Origin of the sequence: Methylorubrum zatmanii (assembly GCF_014845115.1) — a bacterium.
Taxonomy (GTDB): domain Bacteria; phylum Pseudomonadota; class Alphaproteobacteria; order Rhizobiales; family Beijerinckiaceae; genus Methylobacterium; species Methylobacterium zatmanii.
This window is the reverse complement of record NZ_NKUI01000061.1, coordinates 1-15,891: the sequence shown is the minus strand read 5'-3', so window position 1 is coordinate 15,891 and position 15,891 is coordinate 1. Positions and strand designations below refer to the sequence as shown.

General features: G+C 69.0%; 20 protein-coding genes and 1 pseudogene. 12 read left to right on the top strand and 9 right to left on the bottom strand.

The annotated features are described in order from the left end of the window. Positions 1-45 precede the first annotated feature (45 nt). Both MZTS_RS08510 and MZTS_RS08505 read right to left on the bottom strand, forming a co-directional pair. Positions 46-906, bottom strand: a complete 861-nt coding sequence (locus MZTS_RS08510) for a phosphoribulokinase (protein ID WP_192283222.1) — start codon at positions 904-906, stop codon at positions 46-48. A 129-nt stretch (positions 907-1,035) separates the two neighbouring features. Next, positions 1,036-2,091 (bottom strand): class 1 fructose-bisphosphatase, encoded by a 1,056-nt coding sequence (locus MZTS_RS08505; RefSeq protein ID WP_192283220.1) that lies wholly within the window; start codon positions 2,089-2,091, stop codon positions 1,036-1,038. A gap of 208 nt (positions 2,092-2,299) precedes the next feature. Here MZTS_RS08505 and MZTS_RS08500 point away from each other — a divergent pair, with 208 nt between their 5' ends. Then, positions 2,300-3,289: a LysR family transcriptional regulator gene (locus tag MZTS_RS08500; protein WP_192283218.1), complete on the top strand. Its 990-nt coding sequence runs from the start codon at positions 2,300-2,302 to the stop codon at positions 3,287-3,289. Beyond that, positions 3,286-4,527, top strand: coding sequence for an NAD(P)/FAD-dependent oxidoreductase (locus tag MZTS_RS08495; protein ID WP_192283216.1), 1,242 nt, complete (start codon positions 3,286-3,288; stop codon positions 4,525-4,527). Before MZTS_RS08500 ends, MZTS_RS08495 begins: the two co-directional genes overlap by 4 nt. 9 nt (positions 4,528-4,536) lie before the next feature. Here MZTS_RS08495 and MZTS_RS08490 read toward each other — a convergent pair whose 3' ends face one another. Beyond that, positions 4,537-4,815 (bottom strand): helix-turn-helix domain-containing protein, encoded by a 279-nt coding sequence (locus MZTS_RS08490; protein WP_192283258.1) that lies wholly within the window; start codon positions 4,813-4,815, stop codon positions 4,537-4,539. A gap of 393 nt (positions 4,816-5,208) precedes the next feature. On the opposite strand from MZTS_RS08490, the gene MZTS_RS08485 reads away from it, so the two are divergent. The 6 genes from MZTS_RS08485 (at position 5,209) to MZTS_RS08460 (ending at position 8,367) form a co-directional block, all read left to right on the top strand. Next, entirely contained in the window at positions 5,209-5,709 is a 501-nt protein-coding gene (locus MZTS_RS08485; protein ID WP_192283214.1) for an META domain-containing protein, read from the top strand. 256 nt (positions 5,710-5,965) lie between these two features. Further along, complete coding sequence (locus MZTS_RS08480) at positions 5,966-6,142, top strand: hypothetical protein (protein ID WP_009864835.1); 177 nt, start codon at positions 5,966-5,968, stop codon at positions 6,140-6,142. Positions 6,143-6,421: 279 nt separating this feature from the next. Further along, positions 6,422-7,402, top strand: coding sequence for a cysteine synthase A (gene cysK, locus MZTS_RS08475; protein WP_192283212.1), 981 nt, complete (start codon positions 6,422-6,424; stop codon positions 7,400-7,402). An 88-nt stretch (positions 7,403-7,490) separates the two neighbouring features. Beyond that, positions 7,491-7,853, top strand: coding sequence for a hypothetical protein (locus MZTS_RS08470; protein ID WP_192283210.1), 363 nt, complete (start codon positions 7,491-7,493; stop codon positions 7,851-7,853). After that, positions 7,843-8,181, top strand: a complete 339-nt coding sequence (locus MZTS_RS08465) for a hypothetical protein (protein WP_192283208.1) — start codon at positions 7,843-7,845, stop codon at positions 8,179-8,181. Before MZTS_RS08470 ends, MZTS_RS08465 begins: the two co-directional genes overlap by 11 nt. A gap of 21 nt (positions 8,182-8,202) precedes the next feature. After that, entirely contained in the window at positions 8,203-8,367 is a 165-nt protein-coding gene (locus tag MZTS_RS08460) for a hypothetical protein (protein WP_192283206.1), read from the top strand. A 50-nt stretch (positions 8,368-8,417) separates the two neighbouring features. On the opposite strand, the gene hmpA is transcribed toward MZTS_RS08460, so the two are convergent. After that, entirely contained in the window at positions 8,418-9,659 is a 1,242-nt protein-coding gene (hmpA, locus tag MZTS_RS08455; RefSeq protein WP_009862936.1) for an NO-inducible flavohemoprotein, read from the bottom strand. 94 nt (positions 9,660-9,753) lie between these two features. On the opposite strand from hmpA, the gene MZTS_RS08450 reads away from it, so the two are divergent. Next, the gene (locus MZTS_RS08450; protein ID WP_192283204.1) at positions 9,754-10,227 is read left to right on the top strand and encodes an Rrf2 family transcriptional regulator; all 474 of its coding nucleotides are present in this window, start codon (positions 9,754-9,756) and stop codon (positions 10,225-10,227) included. 12 nt (positions 10,228-10,239) lie between these two features. On the opposite strand, the gene MZTS_RS08445 is transcribed toward MZTS_RS08450, so the two are convergent. Then, positions 10,240-11,613, bottom strand: coding sequence for a PleD family two-component system response regulator (locus MZTS_RS08445; RefSeq protein ID WP_192283201.1), 1,374 nt, complete (start codon positions 11,611-11,613; stop codon positions 10,240-10,242). A 53-nt stretch (positions 11,614-11,666) separates the two neighbouring features. Then, positions 11,667-12,047, bottom strand: a complete 381-nt coding sequence (locus MZTS_RS08440; protein WP_009865218.1) for a response regulator — start codon at positions 12,045-12,047, stop codon at positions 11,667-11,669. A 77-nt stretch (positions 12,048-12,124) separates the two neighbouring features. On the opposite strand from MZTS_RS08440, the gene MZTS_RS08435 reads away from it, so the two are divergent. Continuing rightward, the gene (locus MZTS_RS08435) at positions 12,125-12,421 is read left to right on the top strand and encodes a DUF3572 domain-containing protein (protein ID WP_192283199.1); all 297 of its coding nucleotides are present in this window, start codon (positions 12,125-12,127) and stop codon (positions 12,419-12,421) included. An 8-nt stretch (positions 12,422-12,429) separates the two neighbouring features. Here the strand turns inward: MZTS_RS08435 and ruvA are convergent, their stop codons facing one another. Continuing rightward, the gene (gene ruvA, locus MZTS_RS08430; RefSeq protein WP_192283197.1) at positions 12,430-13,056 is read right to left on the bottom strand and encodes a Holliday junction branch migration protein RuvA; all 627 of its coding nucleotides are present in this window, start codon (positions 13,054-13,056) and stop codon (positions 12,430-12,432) included. Positions 13,057-13,209: 153 nt separating this feature from the next. Between ruvA and MZTS_RS08425 the strand changes: the two genes are divergently transcribed. Both MZTS_RS08425 and ruvC read left to right on the top strand, forming a co-directional pair. Next, a complete protein-coding gene (locus MZTS_RS08425) occupies positions 13,210-13,845 on the top strand; it encodes a YceI family protein (protein ID WP_009865220.1) in 636 nt (211 codons plus the stop codon). 151 nt (positions 13,846-13,996) lie between these two features. Further along, a complete protein-coding gene (gene ruvC / locus MZTS_RS08420; protein WP_192283195.1) occupies positions 13,997-14,563 on the top strand; it encodes a crossover junction endodeoxyribonuclease RuvC in 567 nt (188 codons plus the stop codon). Between the two features lie 19 nt (positions 14,564-14,582). Here the strand turns inward: ruvC and MZTS_RS08415 are convergent, their stop codons facing one another. Both MZTS_RS08415 and MZTS_RS08410 read right to left on the bottom strand, forming a co-directional pair. Continuing rightward, positions 14,583-15,563 carry an NADPH:quinone oxidoreductase family protein gene (locus MZTS_RS08415; protein ID WP_192283193.1) on the bottom strand — a complete coding sequence of 327 codons (981 nt, stop codon included), beginning with the start codon at positions 15,561-15,563 and terminating at the stop codon, positions 14,583-14,585. A gap of 102 nt (positions 15,564-15,665) precedes the next feature. Continuing rightward, a pseudogene (locus MZTS_RS08410) lies at positions 15,666-15,891 on the bottom strand (MFS transporter); the annotation flags it as partial.

Here is a 15,891-nt window from a genome sequence, read left to right as displayed (position 1 = left end):
TGTGCGGCTTCAGACGGGGCAACCCACAGCAAGGCGCAACCCGTATCACGCCAGCCGCCGCCGCCGCTCCACCAGCTGCATGATGATCGGCGTGAGGATCAGCTGCATCGCCAGGTCGAGCTTGCCGCCGGGAATCACGATGGAATTGGCCCGGCTCATGAAGCTGTCGTGGATCATCGAGACCAGATAGGAGAAGTCGATCCCCTTCGGGTCCTTGAAGCGGATCACCACCATCGATTCGTCCGCGGTCGGGATCCAGCGGGCGATGAAGGGGTTCGAGGTGTCGACCATCGGCACCCGCTGGAAGTTGATGTCGGTCCACGAGAATTGCGGGCAGATCGTCTGCACGTAATCCGGCATCCGCCGCAGGATCACGTCGGTGACGGCCTCCGTCGAGTAGCCCCGGGTCGAGCGGTCCCGGTGCAGCTTCTGGATCCATTCGAGGTTGATGACCGGCACCACCCCGATCTTGAGATCGGGGTAGCGGGCGAGATCGACGTTGTTGTCGACCACGCAGCCGTGCAGGCCTTCGTAGAACAGCAGGTCCGAGCCGGGCTGGAACGGCTCCCACGGCGTGAAGCTGCCGGCGGGCACGCCGTAGCGGACGGCATCCGCCTCCTCGTGGGCGTAGTGCCGGGTCCGGCCGGTGCCGGATTCGCTGTAGCTGCGGAACACCTCCTCCAGCTCGGGCAGGAGGTTGGCCCGGGGGGCGAAGTGGCTCAGCGTCGGCTCATGCGCCATCATCGCCCGCATGGTGTCGCGGTCATAGGCGTGGAAGCCGTCGCCCTCGATATAGACCGCGCTCACATCCTCCCGGCGGAAGATCTGCTCGAAGGTGTTGCGCACAGAGGTGGTCCCGGCCCCCGAGGAGCCGGTGACCGAGATGATGGGATGACGCGCCGACATGGGTTTTCAGGGGTGAGCGGCTGATGCTCTAGGGCCATTCCCGATCACGGGGCAATCGGAAGGGCCCTAAGGTCTTGTTGTGACGCACTCTCTACCGCCGAACCGGCATCCGCTCCGGCGGAGAGCGCTTTAGCTGCGCATCAGGCCGCGCTGGCCGAACAGGGGCGAGCGGCCCGCGGTGGGCTGGCGCCCGTCATAGTATTTGGCGACGCAATCGACCTCCTCGACGGAGCCGAACACCAGCGGCGAGCGCTCGTGGATCTTGGCGGCGACCCGGTCGAGGATGCGGCCCTGGCCGTCGGTGGCGCCGCCGCCCGCCTGCTCGATCAGGAAGGCGATCGGGGCGGTCTCGTAAAGGAGGCGCAGACGCCCCTGCGCGTAGCCCTTCCGGTTGTCACCCGGATACAGGAACACCCCGCCGCGGATCAGCACCCGCTGCGCGTCCGCCACCAGGGCAGCCGTCCAGCGCATGTTGAAGTCGCGGTCGCGCGGGCCTTCCGAGCCGCGCAGGCAATCCTCGATGAAGGCCTTGACCGGCGCGTCCCAGTGGCGGGCGTTTGAGGCGTTGATGGCGTATTCGTTGGCGCTCGGAACGATCTTCATCGCGTCGTGGGTGAGGCGGAACTGGCCCGCCGCCCGGTCGAGGGTGAAGATGCGGGTGCCGTTGCCCAGCGTCAGCGCGAAGGTGGTGGCCGGGCCGTAGACGACGAAGCCGGCGGCCGTCTGCGTGGTGCCGGGCGTCAGGAAGGAGGCGTTCGGGTCTTCGACGCCTTGGCCACGGGTGACCGGGCGGATGCCGAAGATGGTGCCGACCACCATGCCGACGCCGATATTGGAGGAGCCGTCGAGCGGGTCGATGGCCACGGCCAGGGGGGCGTCGGCCTTCAGCTCGACCACGTCCTCGGCCTCCTCCGAGGCGACCTGCGCCACGGGGGCCTGCTCCAGCGCCTGCATGAAGCGCTTGTGGGCGATCACGTCGAGCGCCTTCTGCACGTCGCCATCGCTGTTGTGCTCGCCCTGGGCGGCGAGATCCCCCGCCAGCGCCCCGCGCCCGACCACTTCGCTCACATCGATGGCGGCGGCAGCCAGGGCCCGGATCGTGGCGGCGGTGTCGGCCAGCGCGGCGTCACGCGCGATCTCGGCGTCGAGATGGTCGTCGAGGGATGACCCGATCGGCTTCGTCATCGTCTTAAGGCTCGCTCCCGTCGCGGCCACGCCTCGGCCCTGGCGGGGCCTGCGCGGCGTTCTTGTCGGCCATGTCCGCCCGGGGCGTACCGGCTTTTCCCAGGCATGATACGCTGTGCGACGGTGGCAACGCCAGACGGCACAGGTCTGCTGTCGAAAGAATTCTAAAAAAACTTGTGGTGCTCCGCAAAAAAACTAAAAGCGGAGTATGCGCAATCTCTCGCTCAAGCAGCTTCAGGCGGTGGCCGCGGTGGCGCGGCTCGGCACCATGACGCGGGCCGCGCAGGAGCTCAACGTCACTTCCGCCGCGCTCTATGCCCGGATCCGCCAACTCGAGGAGGAGGCGGGCCTCCTCCTGTTCGACCGCACCCCCACCGGCCTCAAGCCGACCGATGCCGGCCGCGAGATGCTGTGGGCCATCAACAGCATCAACACCGTGCTGGAGACCTGTACCGATCGGCTGCGGACCCTGAAAGGGGGTGGCGGCGGCCGGGTCGGCCTCGGCGTGGTCTCGACGGCGAAGTATTTCGCGCCGCTCGTCATCGCCGGCTTCATGGAGAGCCACCCGAAGGTCGAGATCTCCCTGACGGTGGGCAACCGGCAGGACACGATCGAGGCCCTGCGCAATTACGACATCGATTTCGCGATCATGGGCCGCCCCCCGCGGGATTTCGCCATCGAGGCGGAGACCTTCGGGCCTCATCCGCTGGTGCTGATCGCCGCGCCGGATCATCCGATGGCGGGGCGGCGCGGCCTGACGCGCGCGGATCTGGCGGAGGAATCCTTCCTCGTGCGAGAAGAGGGCTCGGGCACGCGCTCGGTCTTCGAGGAATTCATGAGCGGCGTCATGATCCGCCGGGCCAAGCTCGGCATCGATTCGGGCTCCAACGAGACGCTCAAGCAGGCGGTGATGGCCGGCCTCGGCATCGCGCTGCTGTCGGGCCATTCCGTCGCGGCGGAGATCGAGAGCGGACGCCTCGTCCTCCTCGACGTGGAGGGCCTGCCGATCCGTCGCGACTGGTACGTCGTGCGCCGCGCCGACAAGGTGCTCGGCCCGGCCTCCGATGCGTTCTGGGACTATCTCGCCCGGGAGGGCCGCCGCTTCCTGCCGGACATCCCCGGCGGCTTCTTCCCGGAGAGCGCGGCGGACGGCCTCGCCGCCGAGGCTGCCCGCAGCCCCGCCGAGGCGGGCGAATGAGCGGGCCGATGGACCGCATCGTCATCGTCGGAGCGGGTCAGGCGGGCTTTCAGGCCGCCGCCTCGCTGCGGGAGGCGGGCTATGCCGGGAGCCTCACCCTGATCGGCGAGGAGGCCGCGCTTCCCTATCAGCGCCCGCCGCTGTCCAAGGCCTATCTCGCCGGCAAGACCGATGCCCGCGGGCTGCTGCTCCGACAGGACAGCTTCTTTGCCGAGCACGCCATCCTGCACCGGGCTGGCACCCGCGTCGCGGCCATCGACCGTGCCAGCCGCAGCCTGCGCCTCTCCGATGGCGAGCGCGTCGCCTACGATCACCTCATCCTCGCCACCGGCACCCGCAACCGGCCCCTGCCTGTGCCGGGGACCGGACTCGCCGGGGTGCATCAGCTCCGCTCCCTCGACGATGCCGACGGCCTGCGCGCGGCGATCGAGGGAGCCGGGCGGATCGTCGTGATCGGCGCCGGCTTCATCGGCCTGGAATTCGCCGCCGTCTGCGCCGGGCGCGGCCTCTCCGTCACGGTGATCGAGGCCGCCGACCGCGTCATGGCGCGGGCGGTGTCGCCGGAGACCTCGGAGGCGTTCCGCGCCTTCCACGAGGAGGCCGGCGTCACCTTCCTGTTCGGGGCGGGGGTCAGCGCCATCGAGGGGGAGGGGGGCAAGGTCTCCGCCGTCCGCACCGCCGACGGCCGCTTCCTGCCCGCCGACCTCGTGCTCGTCGGCATCGGCGTGGTGCCGAACCAGGAGCTGGCGGAGGCGGCGGGCCTGCCGGTGCGCGACGGCATCGAGGTCGATGCCTTCCTCGCGACCTCCGATCCGGCGATCTCGAGCATCGGCGATTGCGCCCGCTTCCCGACCCGCTTCGCCAGCGGGATGCCCGGCGGCGACCGGCTGCGGATCGAATCGGTGCAGAACGCGGTCGATCAGGGCCGCTGCCTCGCCGCGCGCCTCACCGGCCGGCCCTCCGCCTACGATGCGGTGCCGTGGTTCTGGAGCGATCAGGGCCCGCGCAAGCTCCAGATCGCCGGTCTTGCCGCGCCGGGCGATGCCAGCGTCGTCAGGCGGACGGGAGCCGGTTTCTCCGTCTTCCGCTTCCGCGCTGGCGCCCTCAGCGCCGTCGAGTCGGTCGACCGTCCCGCCGATCACATGGCCGCACGCCGCCTGCTGGCCGCGGCGAAGACAGTGACGCCGGAGCAGGCGGCCGATCCGGATTTCGACCTCAAGGCCCTCGCGACCCGATAATGCGCCGCCTCAGCGGTCGTTCTCGGTGGTGAGTTGGTCGAGCCGGGTGCCCTCGTTGCCGCCGCGTTGCTGCTCGGAGAGCCGCACGCCAGGCGTCGTCCCATCGGTGAAGACGATGCCGCCCTGCATCAGGGCGCTGCGCAGGGCCTCGATCCGGCCCGAGGCGGGATCGCCCGTTCCCGCTTCGAACCCCTTGATGAAGCCCTCGTCGAGGCCGGACCGGCGGGCGAGATCCGCCTCCGACCAGCCCAGCAGGCCACGTGCCGCCCGGCTCTGGGCGGGCGTCATCGTGTTGGGCGAGGTTCCGCTCGATACGCCTTCGTCCGATCCGGTCACGCCACTCTCCTCGCTCTTTCCATCCTTGAGGGCCCGGCCGCGCCGGGCCTCGGACCGATCAACGATTCCGGTGCCGTGATCGTTTCGGCGAGGGCATAAGAAACCGGCCGCCGTCCGGCATCGGCGGCCCGCCAGCGGTTCGGCTGTGCACAAGCGTGCCGCCGTGGTGCAGGGGGCGTATCGGTGGTAACCCCGCCTCGACCATAATTGTGCTTGAATTTCTGACGATTCCGCGAGCCTTCGCAATTGTGCGGGCGACGCTTGGCTGGTGCCTGCCGACCAGGGCGGTGCCGGCTCGGCTTCACCGGACGGGATGAGGCGGCCGAGCAGAAAGGGGGCTGAACGATGAACAGGATGCTGACCACCGCGCTGATCGGTGCGGTCGCCGCGGGCGTGCTCGCTGCCGGGCCGGCCATGGCGCAGATGCAGATGGGCGGCAATCCGTCCGGCTTTGGCGCCAAGCAGCAGGAGAAGAAGCCGCAATACGTTCCGGGCACCAAGGCTCAGGAAAAGGTGTTTCCCCTCGGCTCGATGTGGACCGCGGTGAGCATGAACGGCAAGCCGTTCACCGGTGCGGACCGGCCGAGCTTCATCATCGATTCGCAGTACCGTGCCCGCGGCTATGGCGGCTGCAACACCTTCACCGCCACCGCCTTCCCGCTGCGCGAGCAGCATCTCGCCGTCGGCCCGCTCGCCCTGACCAAGAAGACCTGCGACAAGGCCCTCGCCGCCAGCGAGCAGGCCTTCCTCGTCGCCCTGCGGACGGCGGGCCAATGGGATCTGGTGGATTCGCAGCTGGTGATCCGCAGCCCGAACGGCGAGCTGCGCTTCGACCGCGCGCTGTAAGAATTGTCTCACGAAACTCCCGGTCCCTGACGCTCTCACTCGGGATGCGACAGCGTGGCGGGAGGTTTGTGCGAGACACGAAGCATCGGCCCGAAAGGCGGTCGCCGGCTTTCTGCAAAAGTCGGCGCCGTCGGTTTAAGGCTCCGTTGACGACGATTCGCAGCTGAGATCCGGGATTCATCCTCCGTCAGGTCTCCCGGCCGTTTGCTCCCGCCCTCGGTTGCGCTCCGCGCGGCCGGTCAGGCGGAGAGGCGGAATGCGGATTGCCCGGTCTCATCAGCGTGTCGTTCCGAGGGCGCGACCGGCGGCCTGGGCCGCGACCCGCTACGACTTCGTCCGGGCCCATCACGAGGGGGCCGCGGCGATCGCCGCCCTCGCCGCCGGCTCCGGGATCGGCCTTCTCGTCCTCGCTACCCGGTTGTTCGTCGCCTGACGCCACGACACGGGTGAATCGTCGCCCGGGCGCGGATGACAATACTGTCGTTCGAGGGCGATAAAAGAAAATAAAATTCTCTCCCCAAGCTCAAGCATGTCGGGGCCGTGTAAAGCGCCGGTATCCGTCAGGGTCAAACCTCGACGGAGCTTGCGAAATCGGCTACCCGTCGCCTGGGCGCCTTCCGCTGGGACGGGGCGCGAAGCATTTGTTTTCGCATCGGCTTTGCCCGGGAACGGGCCATGTCTTTTCGGGCCGATGCCAGGGAGCGGACAGACGATGACAGACCTCTCGACCTCGGACATCGCGCGGAAGCCTGGGCATGGCCGCGTTTACGGCTCGATCACCGAGACCATCGGCAACACGCCGCTCGTGCGCCTCAACCGGCTCCCTAAGGAGCGGGGCGTCGATGCGGAGATCCTGCTCAAGCTCGAGTTCTTCAACCCGATCTCGAGCGTCAAGGACCGCATCGGCGTCAACATGATCGACGCCCTCGAGGCGTCCGGCCGGCTCAAGCCCGGCGGCACCCTGGTCGAGCCGACCTCGGGCAATACCGGGATCGCCCTCGCCTTCGTCGCCGCCGCCCGCGGCTACCGCCTGATCCTGGTCATGCCGGAGACGATGTCGATCGAGCGGCGCAAGATGCTCGCCTTCCTCGGCGCGCAGCTCGAGCTGACGCCGGGCCCCCAGGGCATGAAGGGCGCCATCGCCCGGGCGGAGGAGCTGCTGCGCGAGATCGACGGTGCGGTGATGCCGCAGCAATTCTCGAACCCGGCCAATCCTGAGATCCACCGCAAGACCACCGCGGAGGAGATCTGGAACGACACACAGGGGCAGCTGGACGCCTTCGTCGCGGGCGTGGGCACCGGCGGCACGGTGACCGGCGTCGGCGAGGTGCTGAAGCCCCGGCTGCCGAACCTCAAGGTGTTCGCGGTGGAGCCGGTGGACAGCCCGGTGATCTCCGGCGGCCAGCCCGGTCCCCACAAGATCCAGGGCATCGGCGCGGGCTTCATCCCCGACAACCTGCACACCGACGTGCTCGACGGCGTGCTCAAGGTGACGAACCAGCAGGCGATCGACACCGCCCGCGACCTCGCCAAGTACGAGGGCATCCCCGGCGGCATCTCGACGGGCGGCAACGTCGCCGCGGCGCTGGAACTGGCCGGCCGGCCGGAGTTTCAGGGCAAGCGCATCGTCACCGTCGCCTGCTCCTTCGCCGAGCGCTACATCTCCTCGGTGCTGTTCGAGGGCATCGGCTAGACCGAAAGGCCGGCGCGGGTCCGTCGCGAGCCCGCGCCGCAACTCCTCCGGCTCCGGGCGGTTGTCCCGGTCAGATCAGGAGGACGCTATGACGGACAACACCCGCTCCCGGCCGTCGCTGAAGGAGTTCAGCGCCGACGCGGACCGCAACGGCCAGGATTTCGGCACCGCGTCTCCCCTCGATGTCGGCATTCCCTCCCGGACCCAGGCGGATCTGAAGAGCGATCCGGATGGCCGGGCCGAAGCGGCGCGCATCGCCTCCGGCCTGCCGCGCCAGGACGCCGTCGATCAGACCGAGGCCGAGACGCCCGAGGAGAACCTGCGCCGGATCTCCGACCCGTCCTCTTCGCCATCCCCCTCGCCGGCCACTCCCGACGACACGGCGCAGGAGGCGATCGAGCGCGCCACCGCCGCCGTCGGGCAGGAGGAGGCGCCGCGCCATGGGAAATGAGAACCGGCCCGACGAGGATCTGAGCAATACCGGCACGCGCAAGCCCGACGAGGCCGTCGGCTCGCGCGGTCCCCATCCGGCGGGCGGAGGCCACCAGACCGCCGAGCAGGCGGCGATCACGTCCCAGGGGTCGGGCGGGCGCTCGGATGCCGAGCGGCGCGGTGAATGGGGCGCGGGCGGTCAGAAGGGGCAGGCGGGGCAGACGCCGCCCGCCCTCGGTGGCTCATCCGGCGGCCATTCCGACCGCATGGCGTCGTCCGGCCCGCAGGAGGGTCGGCCCGTGGCCGGTGAGCCGGCCCGAGCCAAAAATTCGGCGAAACATTCCTGACGGGTTCCGAGGAGGGGTGCCATGGACAGGCAGGCGGAGGACGATCGCCGGAAGCCTCGGGAGCGCGAGGGCGGGACGAAACCCGCCAACAGCGCCCCCGATGCGGTCAAGGATCCGAGCGAGAAGACCGATGGCAAGCCGGGCGTCCCGGCGCAGGGCGACGAGACCGATCCGGGGGCGGGATAGACCCTCCTCCGGGCTCGCTGTCCGGGTGAGGCTTCATCCCCTGCTGCGGGTCAGGCGGCCTGTTTCGGCTCTTCGAGAAGCGCGTCGGCCGGGCCGAAGAACTCGAAACGCACCCGCTCTGCCGGGATTCCGGCCCGGACGAGGCCGTTGGCGAGAGAGGCCAGGAACGACTTCGGGCCGCACAGGTAGTAGGTGGCCTGCTCCGACGGTGTGTTGGCCACGAGCCACTCCGCCGTGACCGGGCCCGGGATGTCGTAGGCCTCGCCGACACGGTCCTGGGCCTCCGGCGCGGTGTAGAAGATCCGCACCCGCAGATTGTCCCGGTTCGCCGCGAGGTTACGGACATGCTCGCGCAAGGCATGCACCCGGCCGTTCAGGGCGCTGTGGACGAACCAGGTCGGCCGCTCGGGCGTGGTCTCTGTGATGCTTTCCAGCATGCTCACCATCGGTGTCAGGCCGACGCCGCCGCTGACCAGAACCACCGGCGCATTGCTCGACCGGTCGAGGAAGAAGTCGCCCGCCGGGGCCGCGACCTTCAGGACGGTTCCGGCGATGGCCGCATCGTGCAGCCAGTTCGAGACGAGGCCGGCGGGATGCTCCGTCTTGGCCTCCCGCTTGACCGTGATGCGATAGGCGCGATCGTTGGGCGCGCAAGAGATCGAGTAGTTCCGCTTCAGCACGCCGCGCCCCGGCAGATCCAGCAGGAAGCCGAGATATTGACCCGGCTCGTGGCGCAGCACCGGGCCGCCATCGGCCGGAACGAGGACGAAGGAGCGGATGATCTCGCTCTCCGGGGTGACGCTCTCCACCACGAAGTCGCGCCAGCCGTTCCAGCCGCCCGACTTGGAGGCGAGATCACGGTAGATCGTCGCCTCCCGGCCGATCAGCAACTCGGCCAGGAACCAGTATGCCTCGCCCCAGGCCTCGACGATCTCCGGTGTCGCCGCCTCGCCGAGCACGTCCTGAATCGCGCCGATCAGGGCATCGGCCACGAAGGAATAATGCTCCGGCAGGATGTTGAGCGCGACATGCTTCTGCGCGATGCGCTCGACGGCGCCGGTGAGCACGCCGAGATTGTCGATGTTGCGGGCATAGGCCAGCACCGCCAGGGCGAGGGCCTTCGGCTGTGAGCCGGTCTCGCCGTGATGCGACTGGTTGAAGAGGTCGCGGATGTCCGTGTTCTGGAACAGGCGCTCGTACATGCGCCGGGTGATGGTGAGCCCATGGGTTTCGAGGGCCGGAATGGTCGCTTTGACGACGGCGATGGTACGGGCGGAGAGGGGCGTGGGCATCGACGGATCCAAAGGTTCATTCGATATGAACCTTTTAGGCAGGGCCTGGAAAAGATGCAATTAAAATATACCTTATAAGCTGCCCGGAACCGCCATGCGCCTGACCCGCTACACCGACTATGCCCTGCGGACGCTCATCTATGTCGGGCTGCGCGAGCCCCGGCAGAGTTCGATCGCCGAGATCGCGGCCGCCTACGGGATTTCGGAGAGTCATCTCACCAAGGTGGTGCATCAGCTCGGGCGGCTCGGGCTGGTCCAGACCATCCGCGGTCGCGGCGGCGGCCTGCGCCTCGCCAAGGCACCGGCGGAGATCGTGGTCGGAGCCGTCGTCCGTCAGACCGAGGACGATCTCGCGCTGGTCGACTGTTTTGCCGGAATTGGCTGTGCGATCACCGCGCCGTGCCGCCTGCGGCGCGTGTTGGGCGAGGCCCTGGCCGCCTTCCTGGCGGTGCTCGACCGCACCACGCTGGCGGATCTGCTCGGCGGAGGCGAGGGCGACGAGATCGCCCGGCTTCTGGGTGTTTCCCCGCCCAATCCCGAGGTTGTCCGCATGCCGGTGCCGGATTGAGCGGCCGGTCGGTCAGGCCGCCGCCGCCTCGACCCGATTCCGACCGGAGGACTTGGCGCGGTAGAGGGCGTCGTCGGCCCGCTTGAGGATGTCGGCGGGGCCGGAATCGGTCGGGCGCCGGACGGAGACGCCGACCGAAACGGTGACGCCGATATCTAGTGTTCCGCCCCGGACGGCGAAAGGGGAGGCTTCGATCCGCTCGCGGATGCGCTCGGCGATGGCGCGCGCGTCCGGCAGTTCCACGCCCGGTACCACCATCACGATCTCCTCCCCGCCGTAGCGGGCGAGGATGTCCACCGGCCGCACGTATTGGCGGATGCGCTCGGCGAAGGCGCGCAGCACCTCGTCTCCCGCCTCATGGCCGTAGGTGTCATTGATCGATTTGAAGCGGTCGATGTCGAGCAGGAGGCAGGCAAGGCCCTTCTGCTGCAAGGCGGCCTCGCCGAAGATCGCCCCCATGTTCCGGTCGAGATAGCGCCGGTTGTGCAGCCCCGTCAGGTCGTCGGTGATGGCGAGTTCCATCGAGGTCTGGAGCGCCCGGCGCAGCGTCTCCGAGAAGCGCCGCCGCCGCACCTGGGTGCGCACCCGCGCGATCAGCTCGTTGCGGTCGATCGGGCGCAGCAGGTAATCGTTGACGCCGAAATCGAGGCCGCGGGTGATGCGCGCCTTCTCGTGCGTCTCGCCGATCATGATCAGCGCCATGTTGCGGGTTCGCTCGAGGGAGCGCAACTGGCTGCACAGGCGCAGGCCGTCATGCCCATCGAGATCCAGGCTGACGATGGCGAGGTCGAACTCTCCCTCCGGCGCCCGCACCAGGGCCCGGTGCGGATCGGTCTCCACCGTGACGGTGTGCTTCTGCGCCAGCGCCGTACCGATGCGATCGATGGCGCTCGGCCGGTCCTCCACGAGGAGGATGCGCGCGCCTTCCCCGGTATCGGCGGCGGCGAGGGCCAGGGGATCGGGGCCGCCGATCTTGCGGGCCGCCAGGGCACACGAGCGCAGTTCGTCGGTCACCGCCTTGAGCCGCAGCAGGCTGCGGACCCGCGTCATCAGCGCGGTGTCGTCGATGGGCTTGGTCAGGAAGTCGTCCGCCCCTGGATCGAGGCCCCGCAATCGGTCGGCGGGCTGGTCGAGGGCGGTGACGATCACCACCGGCAGATGGGCGGTGTCGGGGTTGGATTTGAGCCGCTGGCAGACCTCGAATCCGTCCATGCCCGGCATCATCACGTCGAGGAGGACGAGATCGCAGGCGCCCCGCTCGCAGATCGCCAGGGCATCCGGCCCGTTCATGGCCACGGCGACGTCGAAATATTCGAGGGAGAGCTTTGTTTCGAGCAGGCGGACGTTGTGATGGAGGTCATCCACGACCAGAACGCGAGCCGACATCGTTCCTCCGATCTGCGGCGGGAGGGCCGCAGGGCGTCCGGGCCGGATGGCTCTCAGGAAGCGCCTTCGTCTCCAATGTACTTGCGGACTGTTGCCAAAAACTTCGCAACGGAGATCGGCTTGGAGAGATAGGCCTCGCACCCGCCTTCACGAATGCGTTCCTCGTCGCCCTTCATGGCGAAGGCGGTGATGGCGATCACTGGAATATCGCGCAGGTCGTCGTCGTCCTTAAGCCATTTCGTCACCTCCAGCCCCGACACCTCGGGCAACTGGATGTCCATCAGGATCAGGTTGGGATGGTGAGCCCGGGCCAGCTCGATGGCCTCGATGCCGTTGGCGGTCTTGAGGGTCGCGTAGCCGTGCGCCTCCAGCAGATCGTTGAAGAGCTTCATGTTCAGCTCGTTGTCTTCAACGATAAGAACGGTTTTCTTCATGACCTGCTCCGGCGCGGTCGCGATGGCGTTCCACTCCGTGGCCCTGCCTTCGTCCTCTCTTAGATTGCTACTCGTTGATGAAACGCAAACTTGATCATAGCGATGCGGCGAGCGAGCGCCTCGCGGTCGATGTGCTCGGATGGCTCGCCGCCGACGAGGACCGTCTGTTCCGGTTCGTGGCCGCGAGCGGCCTGGCGCCCGGAACCCTGCGCGAGAGCATGCACGATCCCAGCTTCCTCGGGGCCGTGCTCGACCATGTGATGGGCGACGAGCCGTCTCTGCTCGCCTGCGCCGAGGCGCTCGGGGTAAAGCCGGAGCGGATCGCCTCGGCTTGGCAGAGGCTGCAGCCGCCGCCCTTCGACGAGGGCGGCTGAGGCCCCTTCTACCGGGCGAGCTCCCGCAGCCCGAGCCGGATCAACGTCTTCGCCTCCAGCGTCCCGGCGCTCTCACCCGCCCCCTTCAGGGCGGCGGCGATGGCGGCGGAGGCCTGGACCTGGGGATAACCCAGATTGACCAGGGCCGAGATCGCGTCCGCGACCGGCTGGGGCGCGGTCCTGTCCTCGACCGCGCCGGTGAGCGCCACCAGGGCCGGATCGATGGGAGCGAAGGCGGGGGCCTTGTCCTTCAACTCCGCCACGAGGCGGGCGGCGAGCCGCGGGCCGACGCCGGGGGCGCGGGCGATGGCGCCCTTGTCGCCGGTGGCGATGGCGGTGGCGAGGGCCTCTGGTTCCAGCACCGAGAGCACCCCGAGCGCCACCCGTGTGCCGACGCCCTGCACCGTCTGGAGCAGGCGGAACCATTCCCGCTCGGCATCCGAGCGGAAGCCGTAGAGGCGGATCATGTCCTCGCGCACATGCGTCTCGATGGCGAGGTCCGTGGCCTCGCCCGGCTTCGGCAGGCGCTGCAGGGTGCGGGCGGAGCAATGCACGACGTAGCCGACGCCGTTGACGTCGAGGATCACGAAATCCTCGCCGTAGGAATCCACCAGGCCCTTGAGCTTGCCGATCATCTGAGCGTGCCGATCCTCATGCGAACGCCGACCGATCCCTCCGGGGAGAGCGGAGTTCGATTGCGCTCAAGCGCCGCGCGGGCGCATCGGTCCGTTGCCGCGCTTGGCGTTACGCCATATCCGTCGTGGTGGCCCAACCGACAAGGTGACCGCATGAAGCGCACGCTCGCCACCCTCCTCGCGACCTTCCTCTCGGCGGGGCTGATCCTCACCGGGCCGGGCGGCGCCCGCGCCCAGGAGGCCGCCCCGGCCTTCACCAAGGATCCCGGTCAGGTCAAGGCCGGGCGCTACCGGCTCGATCCGGCCCACGGCAAGATCACGTGGTCGATCAGCCATCTCGGCTTCTCGACCTATTACGGCCAGTTCACCGATGTCTCGGGCGAGCTGGTGCTCGACCCCAAGGAGCCGGGCAAGAGCACCCTGTCCGTGACCATCGGGACCGGCAGCGTCAACGGGCTCAACGACACGCTCAACGCCCATCTCAAGCAGCCCGACTTCCTCGACGTCGAGAAATTCCCGCAGGCGACCTTCGTCAGCACCTCGGTCGATCCCACCGGCCCGACCACCGCCCGCGTCAACGGCACCCTGACCCTGCGCGGCGTGTCGAAGCCGGTCTCGTTCGATGCCACCTTCAACCAAGCGGGCGTCAACCCGGTCGACAAGGCCTATTCCGTGGGCTTCGACGGCTGGGTCGTGATCAAGCGCTCGGAGTTCGGCGTGAACGCGTTCCTGCCGCTCCTGGGGGATGAGGTCGCCCTCCGGCTCGAGGGTGAATTCAAGCTGCAATGAGAGTGCGGAGCGGGTGTGGGTTTGCCGCAACGCTCCGTTCACGATATGTGCCGTATGAAGCCGGACCCGGCGGGCAGGTCTCGTTTCGAGCCTGCTCGCTCAGCGAAGCGGCGTCCGACGTGGCGGGCGCGCGTGAGGAAGGCTCAGGGCCATGACGAGCGACGTCCGCATCCTCGGCATCGATCCCGGCCTGCGCCGCACCGGTTGGGGGCTGATCACGGCGCGGGGCACCAAGCTGTCCTATCTCGCCTGCGGCGTCGTCACCTCCGACGGCGACCTGCCCCTGGCCTTGCGCCTGCGGGAACTGCACGAGGGCCTCACCCGCATCGTCGGCACCTATGCGCCCGATGAAGTTTCGGTCGAGGAGACCTTCGTCAACAAGGACGCCCAGGCCACGCTCAAGCTCGGCCATGCCCGCGCCGTGGCCCTGCTGGTGCCGGCCCTGGCCGGGCTGCCCGTCGCGGAATACGCCGCCAACCTCGTGAAGAAGACGGTGGCCGGCTCCGGTCACGCGGAGAAGGTCCAGATCCAGGCGATGGTGCGGTTCCTCCTGCCGAAGGCGGAGTTCAAGCTCGCCGACGCGGCGGATGCGCTCGCCATCGCCATCACCCATGCCAGCCATCGCGGGGCCATCGCCCTGGACCGGCGCCACGCCGTGGGCGCCGGCACCGGTCTCGGAGCCGCCCGGATCGCCGCGGCCTTGGCCCGTCAGGGCTGATCCCCGCGCGGCGCCGAGCTTAAGCGCCGACCTGCAGCAGCACCTTCCCTACCGCCTCGCGCCGCTTGAGGATGCCCAGCGCCTCCTCGTAGGCGTCGAGGGAATAGACCCCGTGCACCTTCACGGTCAGCCGGCCCTCCGCCGCCCAGGCGAGGAGCTGGGCTTGGTTCGCGCCATGCGCCTCCGGCTCGCGCTCGACGAAGGCGCCCCAATGGACGCCCTGGATGTCGATGCCCTTGAGCATGATGACGTTGAGGGGAAATTTCGGGATCTCGCCGGCGGCGAAGCCGATCACGAGATAGCGGCCCTTCCAGCCGAGCGAGCGCATGGTGGGCTCGGCGAGATCCCCGCCGACCGCGTCGTAGACGACATCCACGCCGGTTTCGCCGGTGAGCCGGCGCAGCTCCTCGCGCAGGTTGTTCGCCTGATAGTCGACGAGGTCGTCGGCGCCGTGGGCGCGGGCGGTCTCCAGCTTCGCGGGGGAGGAGGCGCAGGCGATGACCCGCGCGCCCAGCAGCTTGCCGAGTTCCACCGCCGCGAGCCCGACGCCGCCGGAGGCGCCGAGCACCACCAGGGTTTCGCCGGGTTTGATCCGGGCGCGGTCCCGCAGGGCGTGGAGCGTGGTGCCGTAAGTGATCGACAGTCCGGCGGCGGTCTCGTCGGAGACGGAATCCGGCACCGGGGCGAGGCGCCGGACCGGCACCGCGATCCGCTCGCGGGCGGTGCCGTGGCTGACATGGACCATCACCCGGTCGCCGACGGAGAAGCCCTCCGCTCCCGGCCCCAGCGCCTCGATCACGCCGCAGGCTTCGCCGCCGGGCGAGAACGGCAGCTCCGGCTTCACCTGATAGCGGCCGGCGATGATGAGCGTGTCGAAGAAGTTCAGCGCCGCGACCCGCACCCGCACCAGCGCCTCGCCGGGCCCCGCCACGGGATCGGGCAGGGTCTCCACCGCGAGATCCTCCGGCCCGCCGAGCCGGCTGCACACCAGGGCTTTCATCGTCTTGCGCTTTCCGTCCCGTTTCCGGCGCGAGATAGGGGCTCGGCCGCCGATGTTGTGCCGGCGAGCATCGCCGTCTGAAGGCGCCTGTTCAAGCCGGACTTAGGGCGCGACCGCCGGCCGGACCTCCCAGGAGGCGCGGCGGTAGATCAGCAATGTGGCGGCGAGGCCGCAGGCGCCGCCGAAGGCCATCCACAGGCCGGGGGCGGCCTGATCCCCGGTCCGCTCGATCAGCCATGTCGAGATCAGGGGCGTGAAGCCGCCGAAGAAGGCGGTGGCGAGGGAATAGGCGAGGGAGAAGCCGGCGGTGCGCACCGAGGCCGGGACC